We start from the raw sequence: 24,703 nt of genomic DNA on the forward strand, positions 1-24,703 counted from the left end.
CACATGACACATATAAACTTAGACGAGCTTACGCACCTACAAGCCATTAATAAAAAATTAGGTGCGGGTTACCATATTTGCGAACAAGACAACGTAATGTGGCAAGAGCTTGACCAGCACATAGAATCTTACAGCGCCTTATTTAACGCCCTTGGCCACGATTTAAAACACGACAGCCGCGGCTTTTACTACTTTGCCAGCGACGAAAGCACGCCAAACATGGGTAAAATATCCCGTGCTATTGCACTGACTATTTACATTTTAATTGAGCACTTTGCCAATACGGGTAAAGACCCAATGCGTGCCCTATTTGATGAAGTAAACGACTTAGAACTGATGCAAACCTTAGTGCAAATTAATAAACACTTGTTTGATCAACTTGAGATATTTTCGGGCTCAGATTTACGAAAAGACGTATACCTGCGCATGGTACGTTTAGGCCTTGCCCGCGAAGTCGAAGGCGGCTTTATGCTACAAGCGCCTATTCACCGCTATATTGATGCACTTATGGAAGTAAACGAAGAAACCTACATTACAGAGGACGAGCAATGAAAAACTTATACGGACTAAGTAAACTCGCCCTACTTAATACCGCAGGCTATGCAAAATGTGTTATTCCGCTTGATAAAAGCAGCTCTATTTGTGCACCTAACAATACCGGTAAAAGCTCGGTTATTAACGCCCTGCAATTTCCGCTAATAAATGATTTGCGCCTAACCGAATGGGACGGGCACGATTTAGATGAAACCCGTAAATTTTATTTTTCATCGGATCAGTCGTACATTTTGCTCGAAGCCAACCTCCCCCATGGCTCGGTGGTTATTGGTGTAGCAGGCCTTGGTAAAATAGCCGGTTACGCGCACCAGTACTTTTGTTATCAGGGCAAACTTGATTTAGCGCAGTACACGCAAGGTAATACCATTATTAAGTTTACCAAGCTGTTTAATCATTTAAAAACGCAAGGTTACAACCCTATAGAGCTTAAAGCACAAGAGCTAAACGCCCTGCTTACCGGCGGCGCAACCCCTTTTGACGGCGACATTAATTTAAAAATGATCCCGCTTAATAACGTGCAAGACTCCGCCATTTATAAAGAAATTTTTAGGCGTATTCTTAACTTACACAAATTAGGCGCAAGCGATGTTAAACGCTTTATGCTGCGTGTGTTTGAACGCCATATGTCTAACTCTAAAGTGGACTTTTACGAAGTATGGCGTCGCTCGTTTGATAAAGTAAATCGTGCTAAACGCGAATTAAAAGCGCTTGAATCAATGCAAGAGCCAATAACAGCGCTTGAATCAATGCTTGAAAACCAAACTGTGCTTAAAGGTAAGTTAGCAGCCTACGCGCCTAAAATTGATCAAGCATTAATAGACTTTGATACCTACCAAGAAGAGCAACTAAGCGAACTAGCCATTGCCCTTGAAGACATAGAGCACGAAAAACACGAGTTTGAGCAAAAGCAAAGCTTATACGTACAGCAATCGCGCGATATAGAACGCAGGCAAACCCAAATTGAGCAATGGTTTTTAGATTACAGCGCTCTTAAAAGCGAATTTGAACTGGTAAATAAAGCCACCCTTAAAACCAACCTTGGCCAACTTAAGCAAGACTACGAGTCGCTTTCGCACTCTATTACCAGCGCACAAGGGCAAAGCCTACACACGCTTCATTACCGCATTAGCGAAACGCAAAAACAAATTAAAAGCTTAAAACTGCAGCTTAAAAACCTTGAGTTTAATTTGTTTACCCGAATGCGCGAAGACCTATCGCTTAAAGAAGTAGAAGAAATATCGCGCATTTTAAACCCCGATATACTCTCGTTTGCCACCACCAGCAATGGCGATATAACCATTGACGATGAAGACGCCTTTGGGGAATTTTTATCGTTATTAAGCGAAAGCGTTAAAGGCGGTGTACTAACCCTGCCAGGGGCAAGCATTAAGCTTAAAAAACTCTCGCCAGTGCAAATGCAAAGCGGCGAAAACAAAGCCCAGCTTAGCGCTCAGCTAGACGCGCTGGAACGCTCGTTAAAAGAGTTTAAACAACAGCGCGAAGTAGCCGCTAACGTGGCCGATAAACAAAAAGAAAAAGATGCACTTTACGATGAGTTAATGAGCGCAGAGAGCGCCCTAAAACGCTTAGAGCAATTTGAGGTAATGCAACAGTCGGTAGAAGCGCAATCTATGCTAAAAGAGCAGTTATTAGCAGAGCGCGAACAAGTTGACGACTACCTACATGACATTCAAAAAAATAGTGGCTCAATTGCAGACAGGCGCTCGTTAATTAAATCTAAGCAAGAGCAAATTAATCGCCAAACCGAGCGCCTACGCCAAGTTAAAAGCGAGCGAATTGACCACACGCTTGATTTATACAGCGGTAAAGTAACCCCGTATATGATTGATATAACAGTCGACTTTGATAACTTAAGTGACCTAGTACATCACTTTAATAAAGACTGCCAAGAGCTGCGCAACTTTGACATAAACGTGCGTAATACCTATTTGCATGTATATAACGCGGGTATTACTAAGTTCGATAACGAAAACGACGAATTTACTAAATACCAAAAGTTGATTAGCGCGTTTCATAACCTTGATAACGAACGCGATGCCGTTGAGCGCCAAGGCCGCGTAGCCCTGACCGAAGTAGCCGCCACAATTAAAGGCTTGCGTGAAGACTTAGACCGACTTCGCCGCGAAATGAACAGCTTTAATAAAGGGATAAGCCAGCACCGTATTTCTAACCTTCAAGCGTTTAAAATTAACGTAATACCGCGCAAAATGCTGGTTGATAGTATTGATACCATTATCAGCACGTCGCATCAGTTTGAACAAGGCGACACCCTTGATTTATTAAGCCAAGAACCTTACAGCGAAAGCGCGGTAAACGAAGCAAAAGATCACCTAATAAAACTTGCCTCCGACAAAGCAGGCCTTACATTAACTGATTTATTTGATATTCGTTTTGAAGTGGTTAACCGCGCTGGCGAAACCGAACACTTTGAAAAAATCGATTCAGCTGGCTCAAACGGCACTCGTATTACTATTAAGTTATTATGTGGCATGTTGTTTATTCGTTACTTATTAAGCGATCAGGAACAAAACCTTTACCGTATACCTATTTATATTGATGAAGCGGCCGACATTGACCCCCAAAACCAAAAAGCAATCATAGAAACGGCACTGAGCTTTGGCTTTGTGCCAATTTTTGCCTCGGTTAAGCCGCAGGTAAGCTGTGATTACATTGTACCTATTCGTTCAGTAAAAGATGGCGCCCAAAACTGGGTAGACGAAAAAGACTGGATTGAAGTTGAACACAATTAATTGGCCGTTAAGGCAAACTAACTAAACTAAAATATAGGACGTTAAACTAATACACATTTAAACGATGTGTGTTATTTTAAATTAACGCATTTCATTGGAGCAAAGGTAATGAAAAATATACTTATTGTTGCAGCGCTGACATTACTTACAGCCTGTACGCAAACCCCAGACTGGGATTACGACAAATCAGCCAACTTTAGTAATTTTAAAACATTTGCTTGGGTAGAAAACGCGAGCTTAACCAAAGACACCACAAACTACCAAATTAACGGCTTAATGGAAAAACGTGTACGTACTGCCGTTAATAAAGAGCTTAGCCAAACATTAGGTATGAGCTTAATAGACCCAGCCCAAGCTGACGTACTAGTTAACTACCATGCATCGGTAGATAAAGAGCTAGAAGTAGACAGCTTTAACGTAGGCTACGGCGCACGTTGGGGATACTGGGGTACGGGCTTTCAACGCGATATTAGCGCCCGTGAATACGAAGTGGGTACTTTGGTGATTGATATTATTGACCGCGAATCAAACCAGCTTGTATGGCGCGGCGCAAAAGAAGGCCGTTTAAAGAAAAAACAATCGCCTGAGCAACGCGAAGCATCAATTAAAGAAACAGTCGCTAATATTTTAAGCAACTTCCCGCCGCAAAAGCAGCAGTAAGTTAAAATTAGCGTTGAGTAAGTTTTAAGAAGCTCACAGTATGTGAGCTTTTTTTGTAGGTGTTTATTTTTGGGACTTCAGATTTAAATAATTATGAGCTACGCTCGTCACGTCAGCAAGCTGCACGTCTACAAAACATCGGTTAAGCTTTACCTGTAAACGCTAGGCTTTATTTTATCTGTAAGCACTAAGCTTGCTTACGCGAGAAGCGAAGCTTCTAATTACCTAAGGCTATTTTAAATTTCAGATTTATACCCTAGCCCAAATGATATGTGGACTTCCTACATTTAAATAAACTCTTAAATCCAAGCCAACTCTAATCATAGCAAACTAAACAATAGCCTTATTTTTGATGTTCATATGCCCCAATATAACACTAAACTTAAGAGCCTTTATATTGAGACCAGTCATAGCTTTATACAAATGGATAATAGAGCGAAACTACTAACAACCAGCTAAATCTCAACGAAGCAAGCCACGTCAAATCTAAAGCGTACATGCGTAAATTATTATGTATCTGTTGGCACATCGTCCCACGACTCACCATAACCTAAAACCCAACTCATGCCGTATCGGCGCTCATAAACAATACCTGAGTTAAGTTCATTAATATTTATGCCGTCTTCATCAGGTTCGCCATTATTGAACCCCATGTCCCTTGTAGTGGCATAGTTAATTTGGCCACCCATTAAGAAAGAAATGTTATGCTGATAAGCATACAAATTTGGGTGAAAAAATGACGAAATTAAAACGCGCAACGTATTCTGCAGCAATAAAATTAGAAACAGCTCAGCTTGTAGTTGACCAAAGTTATAGCCAAAGCGATGGGGGTGGGTAAATCAACCGTCAGTAAGTGGGTTACTCAATTAAAGCAAGAGCGGAGTGGCCAGACACCATCTGCTTCGCCAATGACGCCCGAACAAATTGAAATCCGCGAACTTAAAAAGCAAATTCAACGCATCGAATTAGAAAAGGATATATTAAAAAAGGCTACCGCTCTCTTGATGTCCGACTCCCTGAACAATTCTCGTTAATTGAGAAACTAAACCAACGAGAACGTTACCCAATTAGTGTGCTGTGTAACGTATTCAATGTGCATCGTAGCAGCTATAAATATTGGGCTATACGGGATACAACGCCTACACCAGAGCAAATAAGGCTAGAAGCTGAAGTTAGAGCAATACATGCAATGAGCGGCGGCTCAGCTGGGGCGCGGGCAATCGCGGCAATAGCAACGAACAATGATTTTGAATTGAGTCGTTATCGTGCTGCTAAGCTAATGGTTAAATTAAAGCTTGAAAGCTGCCAAGTACCTCAACATTCATATAAACGCGGCGGTAATGAACACCTTGAAATTCCAAACCTGCTTGATAGACAATTTGATGTTGTTGAGCCAGATACAGTGTGGTGCGGTGATGTGACGTATATTTGGGTAGGTAATCGCTGGGCTTATTTAGCCGTTGTTATTGATTTATTTGCACGTAAAGTAGTTGGCTGGGCCATGTCGTTGTCGCCAGATACTAATTTAACGCTAAAAGCACTTGAACTCGCGTATGAAAGCAGAGGAAAACCGACAGGACTGATGTTTCATTCAGACCAAGGTAGTCATTATACAAGTTTAAAATATCGTCAACGTTTATGGCGCTATAAAATCAAACAAAGTATGAGTAGGCGTGGAAACTGTTGGGATAATGCACCAATGGAGCGATTTTTTAGAAGCTTTAAAACGGAATGGATGCCAAAGGTTGGATATGGAAATTTTATAGATGCTAAATATAGCGTGAGTGATTATATCAACGGATATTACAACAACGTTAGGCCGCATCATTATAATGCCGGTTTAGCGCCAAATGAATCTGAGGTTAGATATCAAGATTCTAAAACTGTGGCCAAAATTAGTTGACCACTACACTAATAAGACTTACCCTTAAAACGTCATGTCCACATAAAATATACTACACATACAGTTAGAAATGCTTTTTTACAGTGGCTATACAATGCCCTGCTTGATTTTATAATTACAAAAGCCAAATACTTCGTTCGTTAACGATACAAAAATTAAGGTAAGCGTGGAATTTGTTTTAATCTTTTACCAAAGTACCTATAGGAAAGGGCTTATTGAAAAGAGCTAAAATTTATTTTTAACTTAGGTTAAAAGTTTCTATAAATATCCATTTATAAAATCCTAAATCATCGTTCTCAGCGTTTTGTCCAATATCTCGGATAACCCTTTGGCAAACCATCCCATGACTTTATTTTATTTATAACGTTTATATCAAGTTCATCATATTTTTGACTATCAATGTCGAGTGACTTATACCACGCAAAATCTTCATCATATTTAAAGTCAATTGAGAAGTCGCCTTCTGATGTCATTTCGAAACGTGCTTTATTCCAAGGGACATCATTTTTATCTTTTTGCATAATCGTATAAAGAGCATAAAAAGCTTTATTACACATTGAGTTTTTATAAATGCCATCAATGACGTCAAGATCAAAATCAAATATCTTTCCATTATATATATATTTTGAATCGATTGAGACTGACACGTTTACTTGATGTAGATTCACCTCTAAGTATGCTTTTTCCCATTTTTCTGGGAGATGTTCAAACATACTTAGCCCTAAATGGTTGTATATATCATCAATTGTTTCAAACACTTTATTATTCCTTAATTATCAAACTCAAGCTTAATTGGGTTCCATTACCTACTTATAGCCACCAAGTAACGATTCTAAAGCTGCCCTATCATCTGAATATTTTATCAAAATCTCTACTTCATGATCTCTAACTAGCCCTTTGGTTCATTCCTTTCAATTTATCGCCATACTCTGTAGCAACTTTGGCTTTTTAGTTGGGGTACCTAGTTTATTTTCTGCTGTACATTGGAATAAGGTATCAACTAAATGGTCGATATTAGAGTAAGGGCACAACAACATAGCTGCTCTACTTTGATTGAAAATCCTTACTCATTCGTTTTATAAATATAAGTTGCAGATTGACCAGGATGGTTATAAATATCCTCTCATATAGCGGTAAGTTTGGGTATTCAATTTCTATCACCACTCTACATCCTATTTATGGTGTACCTGTATAAAGCCAGCTTTGGTCATATTACAAATAATCAATAAGGAAATAGCTTCAAATTGACTCGATAATGTTTGCAACCTTATTAATTAAAAGCTTGGTTTTGCTAACATTTTACCATACTATTTTAGTATACACAGGCAACGGGAATGGAAAATCGTATATGAACAAATCTGAATTACTCGAAATCATAACAAATCCAGTGGATAAAGATTATTTAACAAAAACCTTCTTGAAAGAGTGGGAAAAATTGAAAAATCCAGAACTCAATGACAAAGAAAGTGTTCCTAACAGTATTTTCGAGCAATTAGATAAAAGTGTGGTTAGTGAATGGCACGATTGGGTAAAGTGCTATATAAAAATGTACACCGAAGGCAAGCTACCATCCTTATGGCCAATGCGTCAATACGGTATGGGGTTTGAGTTTAAGGAAAATCTCGATGACTTCGACGCAAACACCGAATACTTCTCCCTGGGAACAGATCCCATAGGAGACTGGTTTGTTATGACAAAAGATGAAGGAGGTAAGATTTCCTTATCCGACCATCATACTTACGGGCTTTATGATCACTGGCTAAACCCAAACCACCTGATTGCCTGGGCCTTACGCCTAGAGCTTGCTGTTGAAAACAACCTTACAGAAGCAGAGATTATGCAGTACTGGAAAGGCCGCGCGAACAGGTTAGAAAAAGTCACCGTTGAGCGAATAGCAAACTCTATAGATGAATAAAATTAGCCACTAGATAGCTGGAGGGAGAATCTAACTTTCAGCTATTACACTGACGTACGTAACGAATTCTGCCTAGTTTTCATTTAAAAAACGTAGTAATAGTACATTTCAGCGAAACTAAGAGCGCGATCAAAAATTTAATATACAACAACCTGAGGCGGCTTAAGGTGGCACATGTTGTAAAATATTACATTAGTTTTGAAAGGTAATTTTATAGTCTGGCTTGTTACAATTTAATAATCTGTTTAAGAAAATTGATTCCGCGTACCATGCACAATTAGAGTGCTTGCTAAACCTAAATTGAGCAATTTCTTAACCGCATTTTATCCGTGAACTTAGCTCGAAAATATTTGTAACGCTGTAATGTTATTTATCATAAAGCCAAAGAGTTTTAACACAAATCACTTTAAAATCAGAATACGGAAATCAAAATAATGAGTGACATAAAAGCGTATTTAACAGATTCTTTTACTCAATTTTTAGACATAATAGGTAAAAACTCTCCTTACGATAAGGATGCAGCTTTAGCCATGGTTTTCATTTTAATGGAAAGAAAAGTCTTCATCAAAAAACAACGAAGAATTTTGTCCTTAGACCTAATTGAGCAATGTTTAAATAATAAGAGTATGTTCGAAAACATTATTGCTCAACCATCAGAGAGTACCTCGTCTACATATGACTACTGCTACTATCCTTATACAACCAAATATTTAGCTAAATATGGCGCCCTCAACCTCTCTACACTCAAATATATATTGACCGTATTAGATAAAGAGTTTTTTGCAGCCCAAGGCTCTAGCTCAATGAATATGTCAGTCCATAATATTCAAGGTAAAGCTGAGAGCGCTATAGTAATTAATGATTGCATCAAATTAATACAGGGTTATTCAAATGCTAAATCGTAAACGAATAGCTAAATTATCTAATGTTCATATCAACCATTTTGGTCATTTAGCGTAACTTAAGAGTGATACATGTTTTCTAGATTAAAAATTAAATATTTCATTGTTATTGTCGTTTTTATTGGGTTATGTATTGGCTTTTTTAATATTAGGTGGCCTAGTTTTAAAATCTCTAACCATAAAATCACTTATATACAAGATAAACTTAAAAGCGGTGAATTATCACCTAAAATGGTAATAATACCGCCAGGTACAGGCACCATAGGCGGTGAAAATTTTCGCTCTTTTCAAGATGAAGCCCCTATTTTTAAAGCAATAATAAAAGAAAGCTATGCACTAAGTGAAACCGAGATTACTTTTGCACAATATGATCAGTTTTGTAAAACCGGAATTAGGTCGTGTCCTAACGATGAAGGCTGGGGGCGTGGTAAGCAACCTGTTGTAAATATATCTTGGTTTGATGCTGTTGCTTACACAAAGTGGTTGAGCAAAGAAACTGGCAATATTTATCGCCTGCCTAGCGAAGTTGAGTGGGAATACGCAGCTCGCGCTGGATCAACGAGTAAGTTTTGGTGGGGTAATGATTATGAACAAGGCATTGATCACTGCGATAGAGATTTAGGGGATTGTCCAAAGGGGGCTGATTTAGGACACCCTTGGCATGTAGGTATTTTAAAGCCAAACCCTTTTGGCTTATACGATGTCACTTCTAATGTCTATGAGTGGGTAGAGGACTGTTATGTAGATAATCATAACAATGCAACAAAGACTATTGCTCCTATTAAAATAATTAACTGTAAGAATAAAACGGTTAAAGGGGCTAGTTGGACCATGCCACAGCCTCATGTGCATCACTCACTTAGAATGGGTTTTACTATAAATTCGAGAGCTAATTCTATTGGTTTTAGGGTCTTAAGAGAAATTAAAAAGGTTAAATAAAGGATTAAAATGAAACCTACATGCCCTTGTTGCCATCATAAGATCAAAAGTACGGAAATAAGAATACCAATAAAAAAGGGATATTTTTTGAAGTCGAGTGCCCATATTGTCAAACATGGATACGTTTGAATAAAACACAAGAAATTATAAAAGCTGCTGGAATATCACTTTTATTAATAACTAGTCTTCTAAATATTTTCAGCATTAAAAGTGAATATAGCTTGGTTTTCTCAACCGTTGGCTTTGTTGGAATATTTATAGCTATGCTTATTACTTTTTTTGGTAAGTATGAAGCAATCAAATAATAAAAAAACAAAAAAGAAGCCAAAAATAAAACACGCTAACATTAGTAATACTAGAATGCTGTTGAACCAAGTAGCATTCTCTTTGTTTTCTTTTGCTTTAGGGTTTTTACTTATAATAATCGCAGTAAAATCTATATACGACGGTTATGTGCTTACACCAACAGATTATCGAGTTGAATCTGAGGTTTATTTTTTCTCTACCTCTCCATTTGCTTATCTTTTTAACCTTCTTTTTTACTTAGGATGTGGGATCTTTTTTTTAGCAGTACCGTACCTAAGCAGAGAAATGTTTCCGCGTAAAAAAGAGAAAAAGCTAAGCAAAAAAGCTCAAAGAAAAAATAAACAATAGTTTTTATTAAGTCGTTTTGTATTTATACAATAAATCAAAAGGTATATGGCAATAGTCATCTGGGTGGTTGGTTAAACGGTCTTGATGCTCAGGATCGCTTGGCACGTAATTAGTTAGCGGCTCTACCTGTACAGCAATTTTATCGGCATCGCTGCGCTTTTTGATATAGCTGTTTGCTGCGTCTAAATGGGTTTGGTGTTTACTGTAAATAGCAGTGCGGTATTTAGGGCCTTCGTCATCCCCTTGTTTGTTAATACTGTGTGGGTCAATAATTTCAAAAAAGTAGTCAAACAGCTTATTTAAGCTAACGGCGTTTAGGTCAAAAATTACCTTTACGCATTCAGCATAACCATCGTAGTCGCCAGCAGTGGTTTTAGTTGTACTATTAGCGCGCCCTGCCTGTGTGCTAACAACACCTGGTAAGTGTTTCATAAACTCTTGTACGCCCCATAGGCACCCACCAGCAAAGTAAATAGTATTGTGTTCTTTAATATCCATTATAAATGTTACCTAATGAGAAAAGTGTGAATGGTTATCAAATGCAGATATTAACAAATTAATGTACAATCGCGCACAAAATGACTGCTGTTACATTTGGCTATTTTATCATGCTCAAATATGAGCTTTGAAATTAATTGTAACCGCAGCTACAAATAAAAAACGACGAGAAACACATGAACCGCACACCACACATTATATTGCCTGCCCTTTTATGCAGTGTTACCCCATTCGTTTATGCTAATACGTTATCTGATGAGTCTTCAATCGAGCAAATAACAGTGGAGGCTTCGCCTACTGCGAATAAACTGCCTGTAGGTACATTTGACTCGCCTATTTCTAATTTAGAATACGATCCGCGTGTAGATCTTCAATCACGAAATATGGCTGAGGCACAAGCTGATGTAACTATTCGTGGCGGTATTTTTGAAAACACCGGCTTTAGAGTAGGCAGTGCTACCCTGCTTGACCCGCAATCTGGTCATTATTTTGCTGAAATACCCATAGCACCGCAAATGCTAAGCGGCCCAGCAGTTTTAACCGGTGCCGATAACGCACTGTACGGTATGAACAGCTCTGTAGGTACGGTTTCGTTTGGTTGGAAACCGATTATTACTGGCGGTAGTGTATCGCTTGGTACTGGTACGAACGACTTTAATCTTCAAAGTATTCACGCTGCTAAAAATACACAACTTGATAGCTTAGCTGGCTATACCTTAGGTTTTGAAGGTGAATATTCTCACTCGCAAAGTGATGGCACTATTGATAATGGTGACCATGACTTTTCGCGCGCCTCAGCTCGCGTGCAATTGGCAAGAAAGAATAGCCAAACCGATTTATTTTATGGCTCGCAGGATAAGTTTTTTGGCTGGCCTAATTTATACACTCCCTTTGGCGTTAACGAAACTGAAGATTTAGAAACCCGCCTTTGGATGCTTAATCACAAGCAAACCTACTCTGAGAACAGTAATTTTGAAGTATCGGCGTATTACCGCACCCATGACGATCACTATATTTACTCGCGCGAAAACCCAAGTGCATTCGAAGCGTTTCATAAAAGCGAGGTTAAGTCGCTTGCTCTTTCGGGTCGCCATGCACAAAGCAATGCGTTTGCAATCAATTACTCAGCACAATTTATTGATGACTCGATTGAATCAACCACACTTGAAAACAACTTTACCTCACGAAAATATTATAAGCTGAGCGTATTGCCCCAATACACAATGGCGCTAAAGGCTAACCAACAGCTTATTTTTCGTTTAGGGGCTGCGTATGACGATACAAACCGTGATGATGCTGAAGTATCAGCCATTGGTGATATAACCTTAAATACCCAAAATAATGACGGCACAGCGCAAAGCCTTTATTTATCGTACGCGCAGGCGAGTCAAGTTGCAGGCTATACAGCTATTGGCGGCAGCGATTCTGGCGGATTATTTAGAAGTAACTACAACCTTGAACGCGAAACTACTTCAAACTTAGAGCTAGGCTTATTACTTGAAGAGCAAAGCTGGCAGTTAAACTCGGCTATTTTTTATCGAAAAGATAATAACTTAACCGATTGGACCTTTAATTTTGACTCTACCTCGGCGCGCTTTGCAAACCCGGTTGGTATTGATACTGCAGGGGTTGAATTTTTAGCGACTAAGCACTTTGATACAGCAAAACTTATTGCTAGCTACACCTATTTACATAAATCAGAAAACTACGGCGCAGCCGATATTGATGCCAGTTTTTACGCGTTAAACTTTCCCGATCACCGTTTAACACTCGGCGCTGTGTATAACCCAACTGATATATTAGAATTTAGAATAGATAACGAATGGCGTACACAACACAAAAACGCGCTTAGAAACGGCGACGACAACGCGCTTTTTACCCAACTCACGCTTAAAATAACCCCGCCTCAGATAAGCAATTTATTTATTACTTTAGCGGCAGATAACGTATGGGATGAGTCGTTTGAAGAAATACCTGGTACACCAGGGCGCGGTGAGCAATATACGCTAAGCGCAACGTATAGTTGGTAGAAAATAAAGCCGGCGTTTACAAACTCAATTTATACTTTGATTTGTAAACGCTGTGTTTTTTATAAAAGCTCTATATTAGGCAAAAATATTGCACAAAGAGAAGCGAATGAGGAGTAAATGAGAAAACACAAACCAACTACTGCTTAAAGTTAATCTCTCCCTCTAAAAGCGCAGCGCCTCTTGCCCTCTTTGTAAATAAACCACTTTTACAGGCTTTGCCTGTCACGTAAGCAAGCTTTACGTCTACAAAACAACCATATATCTACACATTTGCGGTAGACGCAGAGCTTGCTCGCGTGAAAAGCGCAGCTTTTAATTACTTAAAAAATCACTCGGTAATAGATAAATGTAAATATATGTGTATTAACTTCGTAAACTAGGTTAACTGCTCAAGTTCAGTAATAAGCGCTAGAGCCTCTGCATTAGTTGACCCACATACATCGCGCGTGGCGCTAAAATCGCTACATACTTTAGGGCGGCTTTCATCGCCAAATAGTTTACATAAATTGTTCTCATCAAGCTGAATACAACGCTCTCCGGCTTTTTTACCGTTTGGCATACCGGGTATTGGGGAGCTAATACTTGGGGCAATGCAACATGCGCCGCAGCCTAAGCGACATGCCATAGGCTCTGTTTTCATAAATACCTCTGTTAGTTAAAGCCAGGCCTTTGTATTTAAATTAATACCCTGCCTAGCCCATTATTTATCTGTAATACACATATGTAATGCTTTGTTACATCTTAAAACGCCTTGTAAACACTTTATTGCGTATTATTGCCTTGTCACCAAATATATGAAGGAATGCCTTGTGGCTACTAAAAAACAAATTTTATTACCAGTCGCGGTTTTAGCAGCCGGGATTGCACTCGCTTTTGGCCTTTCAGCCATGAAAACGCCACCAGAAGAAAAACCAGAGCAAGACACTCGCCCACTTGTTGCTGCGCAAAACGTGAACATTGATGCAATAACGCTCGATGTTAAATCGTACGGCGTAGTAAAACCTAAAGACCGTACAGAACTGGTTGCACAAGTAAGCGGGCAAGTTATTTCAGTAGCCGAACAATTTGTTGAAGGCGCGTTTGTTAAGCAAGGCGATATTTTAGCACGAATTGATCCAAATGATTACGAGGCTGATTTAATTGAGGCCGAAGCAGGCCTTGCCCAAGCAAGTTCAGCGCTTGAAATAGAACGCGCGCAAGCTCACGTAGCTAAAGCCGAATGGGAGCGTATTAAATCAGACTCAAGCGATGCAATTGCATCGGAGCTTTATTTACGTAAACCACAACTTGCAGAAAAAATGGCAAACTTTCGCTCTGCCCAAGCCCGTGTAAAACGCACTAAACGTAATTTAGAACGCACGTACATTAAAGCTCCTTACGACGCTATAATAAACCAACGCACCATTAGCTTAGGCTCAGTGGTTAGTGCGGGTAGCAAGTTTGGCGAGCTAAGCGCTACCTCTGTTGCAGAGGTGCGTTTACCGGTTGCAGATAAAGAGCTGCAATACCTAGATAACGGCGGTATTGGCGCATTGGTTACGCTTAACGCTGAATTTGCCGGCAAGCAAACAACCTGGCAAGCCAAGGTTGTACGAAGTGAAGGTGTGGTAGATCAAACCAGCCGTATGAGCTATTTAGTTGCTCAGTTACCGACTCCGTACGCTGATAACACCAAACCACTGCGTTTTGGCTCTTATATAAATGCCACCATAAAAGGCCGCGCGCTTGATAACGCGATTATAGTGCCGCACCATTTAGTTAAAAATAACAAAATTGCTATTTTAAACGACGATCACACCCTGAGTTTTAAAACGCTTAATATTGTACGTGAACAAAACGGTATGGTGATTGCAAACCAAGGCCTAAACAGTGGCGAGCAACTTATTACCTCTGCCCTTGAATACCCAACAGAAGGCATGGCGGTTAAGCTGGAAGGCACTGAGCCTAAAAGCGATGTGACTCAATTAGCACTTAAAGAGGATACACCATGAGTACCTCAGAAAAAGGCTTAATCGCTTGGTTTGCACGTAATCCAGTGGCGGCAAACCTCATCATGATTTTTATACTTATTGGCGGGCTTTTAACAGCACTGACAATTCGTAAACAGGCATTCCCGCAGTTTGAAAGTAACTGGGTGAGTATTCAAGCGGTATACCCAGGCGCAGCCCCGCAAGAGGTTGAAGAAGGTATAACGATAAAAATTGAAGAAAACCTTGAGGGTACCGAGGGTATAAAACGTTTAATCACTTACTCTAACCGAGGTTATGCGCAAGCGTGGGTAGAAATAGAAGAAAAATACGACCTACAAGAAGCCCTAGACGAAATAAAAGCGCAAGTTGATTCTATCAATACCTTTCCGGCAGGAATGGAGCGCCCTGTTATTCAGCGTGAAAAATTTCAGCAAGAGGTGATGATCCTCGCGCTTTATGGCGACATGAGTTACTACCAGCTTAAAGAGCTAGGTAACGACATAAAAGATGAACTACTCGCCTTACCTGGCGTTAATTTAGTCGACTTTTACAGTGGCCTAGATTACGAAATAGGCATAGAGATAAGCCCTGATAAACTACGTGAATATGGCCTAACTTTTAGAGATGTATCAAGTGCGGTGCAAAATTTTTCTACCAATATGTCGGCAGGGCAAATTCGCTCTGACACTGGCTATATTTCAATGCGTGTTGAAAAACAAGCCTACCGCGGTGGTGAATTTGCAAAGCTTCCGCTTATAACGCTTGCCGATGGCGCACAGATTAACTTAGGCGATGTAGCAACAATTAATGATGGCTTTGAAGAAGGCTTACTTTACTCTAAATATAACGGTAAAAACTCACTCACGTTTGAAGTAGATGCCTCAAAAGATCAAGACATTACCGATGTAGCTAAAATTCTTAAAGGCTACATGGCAGAAAAACAATCGAAACTTCCACAAGGCGTAAAGCTCTCCCCTATTGTTGATTTAACTTACTACCTTGAAGGTCGACTCGATATGATGATCGACAACATGGTATGGGGCGGTATTTTAGTAATGATAGTGCTGGCACTGTTTTTACCGCTGCGTTTAGCTTTTTGGGTAATGATGGGCTTACCGGTGTCTTTTTTAGGTGCCTTTTTGTTTATGCCACTTGGCTTTTTAGACATCACCATAAACATGGTGTCGTTATTTGCCTTTATTATTGTTCTCGGCATTGTGGTCGACGATGCCATCGTCGTGGGTGAGTCTGCCAGTGCCGAAATAGAAAAACACGGCCATAGCCTTGATAATGTTATTCGCGGAGTTAAGCGCGTTGCAATGCCTGCCACTTTTGGGGTTTTAACCACTATCGCGGCGTTTTTACCGCAAGCTATGGCATCGGGCCCAGGCGCTGCGTTTTCTAAAGCCATTGGTGTGGTTATTATATTGTGTTTGATTTTCTCGCTGATTGAATCAAAGCTAATATTACCTGCGCATATTGCAGCCATGAACCCACGTAAACCTAACCCTAAAAACCCATTACATAAACTGCGTAATGTGGTTGATAGTGGCTTAAAACACTTTGTACAAAACTATTACACGCCTTTTATAGGCCATTGTATACATTATCGTTATACCGTAATTATTGGCTTTTTATGTATATTAATAGTCAGTGCAGGTATGTTTGCAGGCGGCTTAGTTAAGTTCGTGCCTAACCCTAAAATACCGCATGATTTTCCGCGTATTACGCTTGAAATGAACCTGGCCTCTTCGGAGCAAGCCACCCTTGAAACTGCCCGTAAAATAGAAGATGTATTACTCAAAGTAGATAAAGAGCTTGAAGAGCAATACGGCCAAAGCATGATCCGCGATTTATCGGTAAGCCTACGTGGGCGTACTCAAGCAAACATTATGGCTATTTTAGTAGAGCCACACTTGCGCCCTATCGACACCTTTGCATTAAGCACTTTGTGGCGCGAACAAATGCCCCCGCTTCCAGGTGTTAAAACGCTTAATATTCAAGATAATATTTTTAGCGGCGGACGTGATGACGGCGACGTAAGCTTTAGGCTACAAGGCAAAGATGCCGATGAGCTAAAAGAAGTAGCCGGTAAATTAAAAGCTAAACTACAAAGCATGGAAGGTGTAGGCGATGTAAACGACTCACTGCAAAGTGCCACCGACGAAGTACAGCTAGATTTAAAACCACTGGCCTACAGCATGGGACTTACTCTTGCTGACGTTGCATCGCAAGTAAGCTTTAGTTACTACGGATTAGAAGCACAGCGTATTTTACGCGAAGGCGAAGAAATTAAAGTAATGATACGCTACCCAGAAAGTGAGCGTAACTCAATTAGCAACATTCAAAATGCGCGTATTATTACCCCAACCGGCGCAGAAGTACCGTTAAGCGAAGTAGCCGAAGTTAGGCTAGTAGATGGTGTAAACCGTATTCGCCGTGAAAACTCAAACCGTACTGTTAATGTGTGGGCAGCGGTAAATACTGACCAAGTTGAGCCGTTTGCTATTGCACAAGAAATTCGTGATACCTATTTACCTTCACTGCTTAAAAGCTACCCAGGCGTTAAAAGTAATGTGGCTGGGCGCGTACAAGAAGAAATGGACAGCGCCGATGAGCAGTTACGCGACTTTGCTATATCGCTGATGATTATATTTGCCTTATTGGCCATTCCGCTTCGCTCTTACTCGCAGCCGCTTATTATCATGTCGGTTATTCCATTTGGTGTAGTAGGTGCAATGTTTGGTCACGTAATATTAGGTATGACCATGAGCGGGCTGTCTATGTTTGGCATTATTGCCGTAGCGGGCATAGTCGTAAACGACTCACTCGTAATGGTTGATTTTGTAAATAAAGCACGCGCAGAAGGCATGGCCGTAAAACAAGCCGTTATGCAAGCCGGTGCAAAGCGTTTTAGAGCTATATTGCTTACCTCAATCACTACATTTATTGGTGTAATGCCAATTATTATGGAAACCAGCTTACAGGCTAAAATAGTTATTCCTATGGCGGTATCGCTGGCCTTTGGTGTGCTATTTGCTACGGTAATTACTTTAATACTTATACCTTGCCAATACGTAGCATTAGAAGACGCTAAGCGCCTTACCCGTAAGCTACTTGGTAAATCGCAACCTATAAGTATTCAACCGACACCCACTGCCAAATAATTAAAGTTTCTCTCCCAACCATTAAAGCTCGGCCTAATACGCCGAGCTTTTTATTGCCTAAATATTGCGCTGCATTTTTAATACTTTTTATAAAGTGTTTCAAATAAATTATGGGTAATTATTTTAATTATATCAGCGTATTATGCGCCCTCAATTTAAAGCACCGCTAACGCATTATAATTTTATTGCTTAGCATTAAGCTCACACCGCAATGGTTTTGAGCCGCTTGTCAGTTAAGTGCCCTCCACTTAGTTCTAATAACGTGGGCGTGTTGACCTTTGGCGTTTGAATTTGCAGCAGTATGTTTGGTTTTTAGGCAAGGCAGAGCCTATGAAGTGTGGTTACTCCCCATAAATAGGCGATAACGTAGCATAAATGCCAAACATACGCTGCCCTTTGGGTTCTGCCTAGGGGCGATAAATTCTTTGTTGCCTACATGGATGTAGGTAAGGGGCGTGAGCAGGACGCGGAAGCTTTGCTCGGTTTTTACTTATTCTTACAGGGATGTAAGTCATTAGAATAACGCAGGAGCAGTTATCGAGCCCACTAGGTTACAAACCTCGCGCCGCGATTTGATCGCCCCTAGATTGAACAAATCTCAATCCGCAAAGATCAACACGCCCTATACACGTAAATTTAAAACACCTAAACATATTGCTATCCGCTTAAAGCGCTATGGCATCTAGTTTATTTATGCACCCTAAGGAACCCTATGTTTGATTTAATAAGCAAACGCAGCGCTAATTTAAAAAATGATGTATTAGCCGGCTTAACCGCTGTGCTTACGCTCATTCCCGAAGCCGTTGCGTTTACCTTTGTAGCGGGAATTGACCCAATGATGGGGCTTTATGGCTCGTTTTTTGTTGGCTTTATTACCGCCGTGTTTGGCGGCCGCCCTGGTATGATTTCGGGTGCTGCTGGCTCTATGGCTGTAGTCACCACCGCCTTTATTATTATGTTTGGGCTAGAGTACTTGTTGGCCGCCGTAGTATTAACCGGTGTGCTACAAGTAGTGTTTGGCGCTTTTAAAATGGGCAAATTTATTAGGCTGTTACCTCACCCTGTAATGCTTGGCTTTGTAAATGGCTTAGCTATTGTGATTGGTATGGCGCAATTTGGCCAATTTAAAGAAAACGTTCGCGTAGTTTACGATAAGCAACACGATATGTTTACCTACGCAGGCGATTGGATGCAACTAACCAGCCCAGCTATGCTTACCATGATGGGACTAATTGCGTTAACCATGGCAATTGTGTATTTTTTACCGCGCTATACTAAAGCAATTCCTGCCCCTCTTGCTGCAATAGCAGTGTGTACAGCGCTGGTCACCTTTACTCCACTTGAGTCAAAACTTGTTAGCGATGTTGTGCACACGCAGCGTACTTCAATGATTGAAAAAGAGATCATTACTGAAAACTTTGCAGCTATAAAAAATCAAGTACCTCATGGGCAATACAGCGAAGTGGCGCAAAATATTGCGCTTGAGCGCCCAACCGATGCGCAAATTACGGCTAAATGGCAAGAAAACGAAGCGCAAAAAGTAGCTGAGGGCTTAAAAGACACCATCGACCCACTTGATGGCAGTTTAAAAGGTGCATTACCGAATTTTCACTTTCCGCAAATTAGTTGGGATTTAACCAATAGCGACTCGCTCGATGCACTTATTACCGTGCTCATGCTTGCGCTTATTTTGTCATCTGTAGGGCTAATAGAAACCCTTATGACGCTTTCGCTTATTGATGAAATAACACAAACCCGCGGCCAAGGTAATCGTGAGTCGGTAGCGCAAGGCTCGGGCAATATTTTAAGCGGTTTATTTGGTGGCATGTGTGGCTGCGCCATGATTGGCCAAAGCATGGTGTGTATAAATTCAGGCGGCCGAGGGCGTGCAGCAGGTATTGCTACCGCTTTATTTATGCTGGTATTTATTTTGTTTTTTCCCAGCTTAATTGAAATGATACCGGTGGCATCTTTAATTGGCGTTATGTTTATGGTGGTTATTGCTACGTTTGAGTGGTCATCTTTGCGCTTATTTGGTCGTGTTCCAAAGTCTGAAATATTTATCATTATTGTGGTATCTACCGTTACCGTATTGCTCGATTTAGCCGTAGCCGTAGCCGTAGGCATAGGTATTGTTATTTCTGCCTTGGTTTATGCATGGAACTCTGCAAAAGAAATCCGTATTAAATGCAGCGATGAATCGCAAAGCGAAAAAACCTACCAAGTAACGGGTAATCTATTTTTTGGCTCAATAACCTCGTTTAAAGAAGGGTTTAACCCACATAACGACCCACAAAAAGTGTGTATAGATTTTGCCAATGCCAGAGTGTGTGACCAGTCAGGTATTGAAGCCATACATGGTTTAAGTGAGCGTTATAAAGCATTAGGTAAAACGTTGTATTTGCGCCATTTGAGCCCAGAGTCTGCCAAGTTATTACAAAAAGCCGGTGATTTGGTTGAGGTTAACATTGTCGAAGATCCTAAATACCCTGTAGCCAACGACGCTATGGCGTAATAAGCCAATTAGGTAACTTACTTAAAAAGCTCGGAGTTTTCCGAGTTTTTTATAAATATTGATGAAGGGTTATCAGGCAGGTAAGCTAAAACTCAATAACTAATTTTATACATTAAAAAGGTTCGATAAATAAAGAGATAAATAAAGAGATAAACTGCTCGTTTTTTACTCCTAATACGTTATGGTAATAAATAACAATACATAACTAATAATAATGGAAGGAGCAGCCATGAATACCTCGCAATCAGATCATATCCCGCAAGAAGCCTTTGATTGGTACGACGAATACGCCCACGGTTTAATGGACCGACGTACATTTATGAAAAAACTAGGTGGATTAGCTGCACTTGGTTTTTCAATGAGCGTACTAACCAGTGCCTTGTTACCTAATTATGCGTTTGCAGAGCAAGTATCATTTAACGATGATGATATTAAAGCCACCTACGAAGAATTTGATTCGCCAAACGGGCATGGTAAAGGCAAAGGCTACTTAGCTGTACCTCGCAAAATTGAAGGTAAACTGCCGGTTGTATTAGTTATTCACGAAAACCGTGGTTTAAACCCATATATTAAAGATGTAGCAAGACGCTTAGCCAAAAAAGGCTTTATTGCCTTTGCACCCGACGCACTCTTTGCGCTTGGTGGCTACCCGGGCAATGACGATGAAGGCCGCGCCATGCAAAAAACCATGGACAGAGCTAAAATTCAAAACGATTTTGTAGCTGGAGCTCACTTTTTAAAAAATCATTCTAATAGTAACGGCAAACTGGGAGCTGTAGGCTTTTGTTTTGGTGGTTATATTGTTAATTACTTAGCGGCGGTTGAGAGTGGCTTACTGAGCGCGGGCGTGCCCTTTTATGGCACACCTGCCAGTGAGTCACTGCACAAAAATATTAAAGCGCCTTTAATGATTCAATTAGGTGAGCTTGATAAACGCGTTAACGCTACATGGCCTGATTATGAAGAAAGCTTAAAAGCTAACAATGTTGAGTACACTATGCACATGTACGAAGGCGCTAATCATGGTTTTCATAACGACTCTACTGGGCGTTATGATGAGCAAAAAGCAGAACTTGCTTGGCAGCGTACCTTAGCGTTTTTTAATGAAAAACTAAGTTAATAAGGTAATGCCACCAGCTTAAAATGGGTGGCATTTTTTAAGTTAATTGAGCTCTGTAATGTGTAAAAGCTCATCAGATGGTCCCCATAAATAAATCACTTTACCCCACGGTTCTTGTTTTATCCCTTCATAGCGAATATCAAAGTGAGTTAATTTGCTAATGGTGTTAAAGGCTTCGTGTATAGTTAATACACACACTTGCAGCATTAAATTTTCAGCAAATTCTTGGTTGTAGTAACGCTTAATACCAATCGACTTAAATATTTAATCATTCTAACGTGCTAAATAGAGCGCTAACAGCGTTATAAATTTCTTATGTAGAACAACTACATGACGATATTTATGCCTTGTTATCACGCTATTTAACTGTCGCTATAAATGCCTAATAACTTAACACGATTGGTATAAAAACAAACTACATTCACCTGATGTTGCAATACTTAAATCAGCTGATGCAGGCTCAATAGTAAAGCCAAGCGCCTAATAAAAGTCGCACGATTGCTGATAATTTTTACACGGCACAAACACTCTAATATCATCAACTTGCATTATCAGTCTTTCATTAGCCAAGCACGCTTTTATCAATAATCCCTTTTGCAATAAGGGCTTTTAAAATACCGGCGCTTTTTTCTCTAAAGGCATCGCGAAGTAAGCGCACTGCCGGAGTGATTGACTGCCTACTTGGGCACACCAGCCAAAGCTCTGTAGGCGTGGGTTTAAAGTTTGGCATAACACTTATGACATTACCGGCAAGTAATTCATTAGACATATCTAAGCACGATTTAACCGCCAGCCCCTTGCCCGACACACACCAGCGCCTTACTAAATCGCCATCGTTAGCCGCATGGCCACCGTGCAATTTTACTTTAAACTCTTCGCTGGCATCGCTAAATACCCATACATCTTTAATTATATCTTGCAGTTGATAAAACAGCCCTTTATGTTCTGTTAAATCATGTGGATGAGCTGGCGTGCCATGTGTATCAAGGTAGCTTTGTGCTGCGCATAAAATACGCGGTACATCGCAAATTTTAAAACCGTACATGCTGGCATCGTTAGGTTTACCATAACGCAGTGCAATGTCGACCGAGTCACGATAAAAGTCGATATTACTGTCGCTTATATTGGCGCGCAAGCTGAGCTGAGTGTGGGTTTGCATGAACTCGTCAAGCCAGGGGATCACAATGTTGCGCCCTAAATCAGAAGAAAGCGCAATACGCAGCTCACCATCAATTATATCGTCATCGCTTTTAAGTGTATTTTTGGCTTGTTCAAGCATTGCCAATGCTTGCTGGCATTGCGGAATGTAACGCTCGCCGGCTGCAGAAAGCCTTAAATGGCGAGTGGTGCGTATAAATAGTTCAAAACCTAAAGCCTGCTCTACCCTTTTAACAGCAGCACTTGCTGTGGCGGTGCGCATATCTAAATTTGATGCTGCAGCAGTAATACTTTTAAACTCTGCCACTTTTAAAATTACCTGTAAGTCTTCTAAAAGCATTGTGTATTAATCCATTATCAACTTAATAATTTAATTATTATTTTTGGCAAAATTAAGCGCTTTAGGTTTGCTTACAGTGTATTGAGCAATCAAAAAGTGATTTATTGTCTATTTATATTTGACAATGCTTATCTATTGCGCGGTTTATCAATATAAAGGCAAATATTACACTGTACCCATCAGCTAGTCACTAACCACTATTTATTAAATTAGGACAATCTTTAGGCGTGTATTAGTAAACCCAGCTTTTGGGCATTAATAGTATGTTTAAAAAGCAAATTTGTTTAAAGCAAGCGCTCGCCCTTTTAATTAACCAATATTATTTGATAAAGATTCAATTATTACCCTGTTTATCACATGCAAACTCTCACCTATTATTCACCTCAACGCAAGCGAAGTCATTTAGGCTATTTAAGTCGCTTTACTCTATTTTTTAGCATAACGGGTATCACAGTATGAAACGATTAAAAACCACCTTAGCAATAGCAACCCTGTCATTAGCCGCAAGTGCTTTTTCAAGCGCCTATGCAGCAGACGTTGGCCCCCTTGAAACGGTGAATACTTTTAATAAATATCGCGGCGCAGGTATAACTATAACACCTGCAGGGCGAATGATTGTAAGCATGCACCCGCTTGATGCACCAAAAACGCGAGTAGTTGAAATTATGGCAAACGGTGCTCAACAACCTTTTCCTAGCGAAGATTGGGCTGACGGCCCCGAGCTTGGCAAAGTTGGCCTTGCAGCCGTAATTGGCGTGCATAGCGACAGCAAAGGTGTGGTGTGGATTTTAGACATGGGCAGCGAGCAAGTAGCCCCAAAACTTATAGCCTGGGACAGCGTTGCCAATACCTTAGTTAATACCATTGAATTAAATAAAGACGCTGTACTTGATAACTCGTTTTTACAAGACTTTGTTATTGATGAACGTAACGACAAAATTTACATTGCCGATATGTCTTTTGGTAACTTTATGGGCGCCACTAAACCTGCGTTTATTGTTGTTGATTTAAAAACCGGCGAATCAACGCGTGTACTTGAGGGCAATGCTAAGCTAATGCCAGAGGAACGCGATATTGTCATCGAAGCCTCTCCTATTGCATCTAAATCAGCAAAAGGTGAAACAACAAACCTACGTTTTGGTTTAAACCCAATTACCATTGATGATAAAAATGAATGGGTATACTTTGGCGCATTTACAGGCACAAGTGTTTACCGTATTCCGGCAAAAACGCTCGCTGATAGCACGTATTCAGATGCTAAAAAAGCAAAAAACATTGAAGTGTTTGGCCCTAAAAACCCAAGCGATGGCATGACCTACGCGCCAGGTGGCGGTATTTTAGTAACCGACCTTGAAAACAATGCCATTGGCTTAACGACTAAAGGCCACTACGAAATAATTGTTCAAGACAAACGATTATCATGGCCTGATAGCCTAGCAGTGAGCAATGGTTGGATTTATGTAACACAAGATCAGCTCCACCAGCACCCTGCATTTAGCCAAGGCTTTGGTAATGCAAAACCACCTTACGTATTAACGCGTTTTCGCTTTAATCAAAAATAATTAAATATTTTTATAAGCCAGCCATCCCCGCTGGCTTTTTAGGA

The 24,703-nt window shown here is 40.3% G+C and carries 20 protein-coding genes and 1 pseudogene; 15 read left to right on the forward strand and 6 right to left on the reverse strand.

Annotated features, from left to right (window positions below):
* The first annotated feature begins 3 nt into the window (after window positions 1–3).
* The 3 genes from PSH50_RS01670 (at window position 4) to PSH50_RS01680 (ending at window position 3,986) form a co-directional block, all read left to right on the forward strand.
* Complete coding sequence (locus tag PSH50_RS01670; protein WP_054983135.1) at window positions 4–552, forward strand: hypothetical protein; 549 nt, start codon at window positions 4–6, stop codon at window positions 550–552.
* Window positions 549–3,326 (forward strand): ATPase, encoded by a 2,778-nt coding sequence (locus tag PSH50_RS01675; RefSeq protein WP_273609227.1) that lies wholly within the window; start codon window positions 549–551, stop codon window positions 3,324–3,326. The genes PSH50_RS01670 and PSH50_RS01675 overlap by 4 nt, the downstream gene beginning before the upstream one ends.
* 108 nt (window positions 3,327–3,434) lie before the next feature.
* Window positions 3,435–3,986 carry a DUF4136 domain-containing protein gene (locus PSH50_RS01680; protein WP_273586807.1) on the forward strand — a complete coding sequence of 184 codons (552 nt, stop codon included), beginning with the start codon at window positions 3,435–3,437 and terminating at the stop codon, window positions 3,984–3,986.
* 509 nt (window positions 3,987–4,495) lie between these two features.
* Here PSH50_RS01680 and PSH50_RS01685 read toward each other — a convergent pair.
* Entirely contained in the window at window positions 4,496–4,639 is a 144-nt protein-coding gene (locus tag PSH50_RS01685) for a hypothetical protein (protein WP_273586806.1), read from the reverse strand.
* 83 nt (window positions 4,640–4,722) lie between these two features.
* Here PSH50_RS01685 and PSH50_RS01690 point away from each other — a divergent pair.
* Window positions 4,723–5,889, forward strand: a pseudogene (locus tag PSH50_RS01690) (IS3 family transposase).
* A gap of 296 nt (window positions 5,890–6,185) precedes the next feature.
* On the opposite strand, the gene PSH50_RS01695 reads toward PSH50_RS01690, so the two are convergent.
* Window positions 6,186–6,647 (reverse strand): immunity protein YezG family protein, encoded by a 462-nt coding sequence (locus PSH50_RS01695; RefSeq protein ID WP_264390752.1) that lies wholly within the window; start codon window positions 6,645–6,647, stop codon window positions 6,186–6,188.
* Between the two features lie 590 nt (window positions 6,648–7,237).
* Between PSH50_RS01695 and PSH50_RS01700 the strand changes: the two genes are divergently transcribed.
* From PSH50_RS01700 to PSH50_RS01720, 5 genes are all read left to right on the forward strand, one after another.
* Window positions 7,238–7,804 (forward strand): hypothetical protein, encoded by a 567-nt coding sequence (locus tag PSH50_RS01700; protein WP_264390751.1) that lies wholly within the window; start codon window positions 7,238–7,240, stop codon window positions 7,802–7,804.
* Between the two features lie 434 nt (window positions 7,805–8,238).
* A complete protein-coding gene (locus PSH50_RS01705; RefSeq protein ID WP_273586805.1) occupies window positions 8,239–8,709 on the forward strand; it encodes a hypothetical protein in 471 nt (156 codons plus the stop codon).
* Window positions 8,710–8,778: 69 nt separating this feature from the next.
* Complete coding sequence (locus tag PSH50_RS01710) at window positions 8,779–9,645, forward strand: SUMF1/EgtB/PvdO family nonheme iron enzyme (RefSeq protein ID WP_273586804.1); 867 nt, start codon at window positions 8,779–8,781, stop codon at window positions 9,643–9,645.
* A gap of 125 nt (window positions 9,646–9,770) precedes the next feature.
* Window positions 9,771–9,950: a hypothetical protein gene (locus tag PSH50_RS01715; RefSeq protein WP_273586803.1), complete on the forward strand. Its 180-nt coding sequence runs from the start codon at window positions 9,771–9,773 to the stop codon at window positions 9,948–9,950.
* Window positions 9,934–10,299, forward strand: coding sequence for a hypothetical protein (locus PSH50_RS01720; RefSeq protein WP_273586802.1), 366 nt, complete (start codon window positions 9,934–9,936; stop codon window positions 10,297–10,299). The genes PSH50_RS01715 and PSH50_RS01720 overlap by 17 nt, the downstream gene beginning before the upstream one ends.
* Window positions 10,300–10,305: 6 nt before the next feature.
* Here PSH50_RS01720 and PSH50_RS01725 read toward each other — a convergent pair whose 3' ends face one another.
* The gene (locus PSH50_RS01725) at window positions 10,306–10,797 is read right to left on the reverse strand and encodes a peptide-methionine (S)-S-oxide reductase (protein ID WP_273586801.1); all 492 of its coding nucleotides are present in this window, start codon (window positions 10,795–10,797) and stop codon (window positions 10,306–10,308) included.
* Window positions 10,798–10,973: 176 nt separating this feature from the next.
* On the opposite strand from PSH50_RS01725, the gene PSH50_RS01730 reads away from it, so the two are divergent.
* A complete protein-coding gene (locus PSH50_RS01730; RefSeq protein WP_273586800.1) occupies window positions 10,974–12,827 on the forward strand; it encodes a TonB-dependent siderophore receptor in 1,854 nt (617 codons plus the stop codon).
* A gap of 376 nt (window positions 12,828–13,203) precedes the next feature.
* On the opposite strand, the gene PSH50_RS01735 is transcribed toward PSH50_RS01730, so the two are convergent.
* Window positions 13,204–13,467: a YkgJ family cysteine cluster protein gene (locus PSH50_RS01735; RefSeq protein WP_029774574.1), complete on the reverse strand. Its 264-nt coding sequence runs from the start codon at window positions 13,465–13,467 to the stop codon at window positions 13,204–13,206.
* Between the two features lie 169 nt (window positions 13,468–13,636).
* On the opposite strand from PSH50_RS01735, the gene PSH50_RS01740 reads away from it, so the two are divergent.
* The 4 genes from PSH50_RS01740 to PSH50_RS01755 all read left to right on the forward strand — a co-directional run bounded on the left by PSH50_RS01740 (window position 13,637) and on the right by PSH50_RS01755 (window position 21,599).
* Window positions 13,637–14,818 (forward strand): efflux RND transporter periplasmic adaptor subunit, encoded by a 1,182-nt coding sequence (locus PSH50_RS01740; RefSeq protein WP_154945952.1) that lies wholly within the window; start codon window positions 13,637–13,639, stop codon window positions 14,816–14,818.
* Window positions 14,815–17,964: an efflux RND transporter permease subunit gene (locus tag PSH50_RS01745; protein WP_273586799.1), complete on the forward strand. Its 3,150-nt coding sequence runs from the start codon at window positions 14,815–14,817 to the stop codon at window positions 17,962–17,964. Before PSH50_RS01740 ends, PSH50_RS01745 begins: the two co-directional genes overlap by 4 nt.
* A gap of 712 nt (window positions 17,965–18,676) precedes the next feature.
* Window positions 18,677–20,479, forward strand: a complete 1,803-nt coding sequence (locus PSH50_RS01750; protein WP_273609228.1) for a SulP family inorganic anion transporter — start codon at window positions 18,677–18,679, stop codon at window positions 20,477–20,479.
* A 229-nt stretch (window positions 20,480–20,708) separates the two neighbouring features.
* Window positions 20,709–21,599 carry a dienelactone hydrolase family protein gene (locus PSH50_RS01755; protein WP_273586797.1) on the forward strand — a complete coding sequence of 297 codons (891 nt, stop codon included), beginning with the start codon at window positions 20,709–20,711 and terminating at the stop codon, window positions 21,597–21,599.
* Window positions 21,600–21,641: 42 nt separating this feature from the next.
* Here the strand turns inward: PSH50_RS01755 and PSH50_RS01760 are convergent, their stop codons facing one another.
* Window positions 21,642–21,806 (reverse strand): hypothetical protein, encoded by a 165-nt coding sequence (locus PSH50_RS01760; RefSeq protein WP_273586796.1) that lies wholly within the window; start codon window positions 21,804–21,806, stop codon window positions 21,642–21,644.
* Between the two features lie 355 nt (window positions 21,807–22,161).
* Complete coding sequence (locus PSH50_RS01765) at window positions 22,162–23,097, reverse strand: LysR family transcriptional regulator (protein WP_055255044.1); 936 nt, start codon at window positions 23,095–23,097, stop codon at window positions 22,162–22,164.
* Window positions 23,098–23,552: 455 nt separating this feature from the next.
* Between PSH50_RS01765 and PSH50_RS01770 the strand changes: the two genes are divergently transcribed.
* The gene (locus PSH50_RS01770; protein ID WP_273586795.1) at window positions 23,553–24,659 is read left to right on the forward strand and encodes an L-dopachrome tautomerase-related protein; all 1,107 of its coding nucleotides are present in this window, start codon (window positions 23,553–23,555) and stop codon (window positions 24,657–24,659) included.
* Window positions 24,660–24,703: the final 44 nt, after the last annotated feature.

The organism is Pseudoalteromonas sp. Angola-7, from assembly GCF_028599255.1.
Classification (GTDB): Bacteria; Pseudomonadota; Gammaproteobacteria; order Enterobacterales; family Alteromonadaceae; genus Pseudoalteromonas; species Pseudoalteromonas atlantica.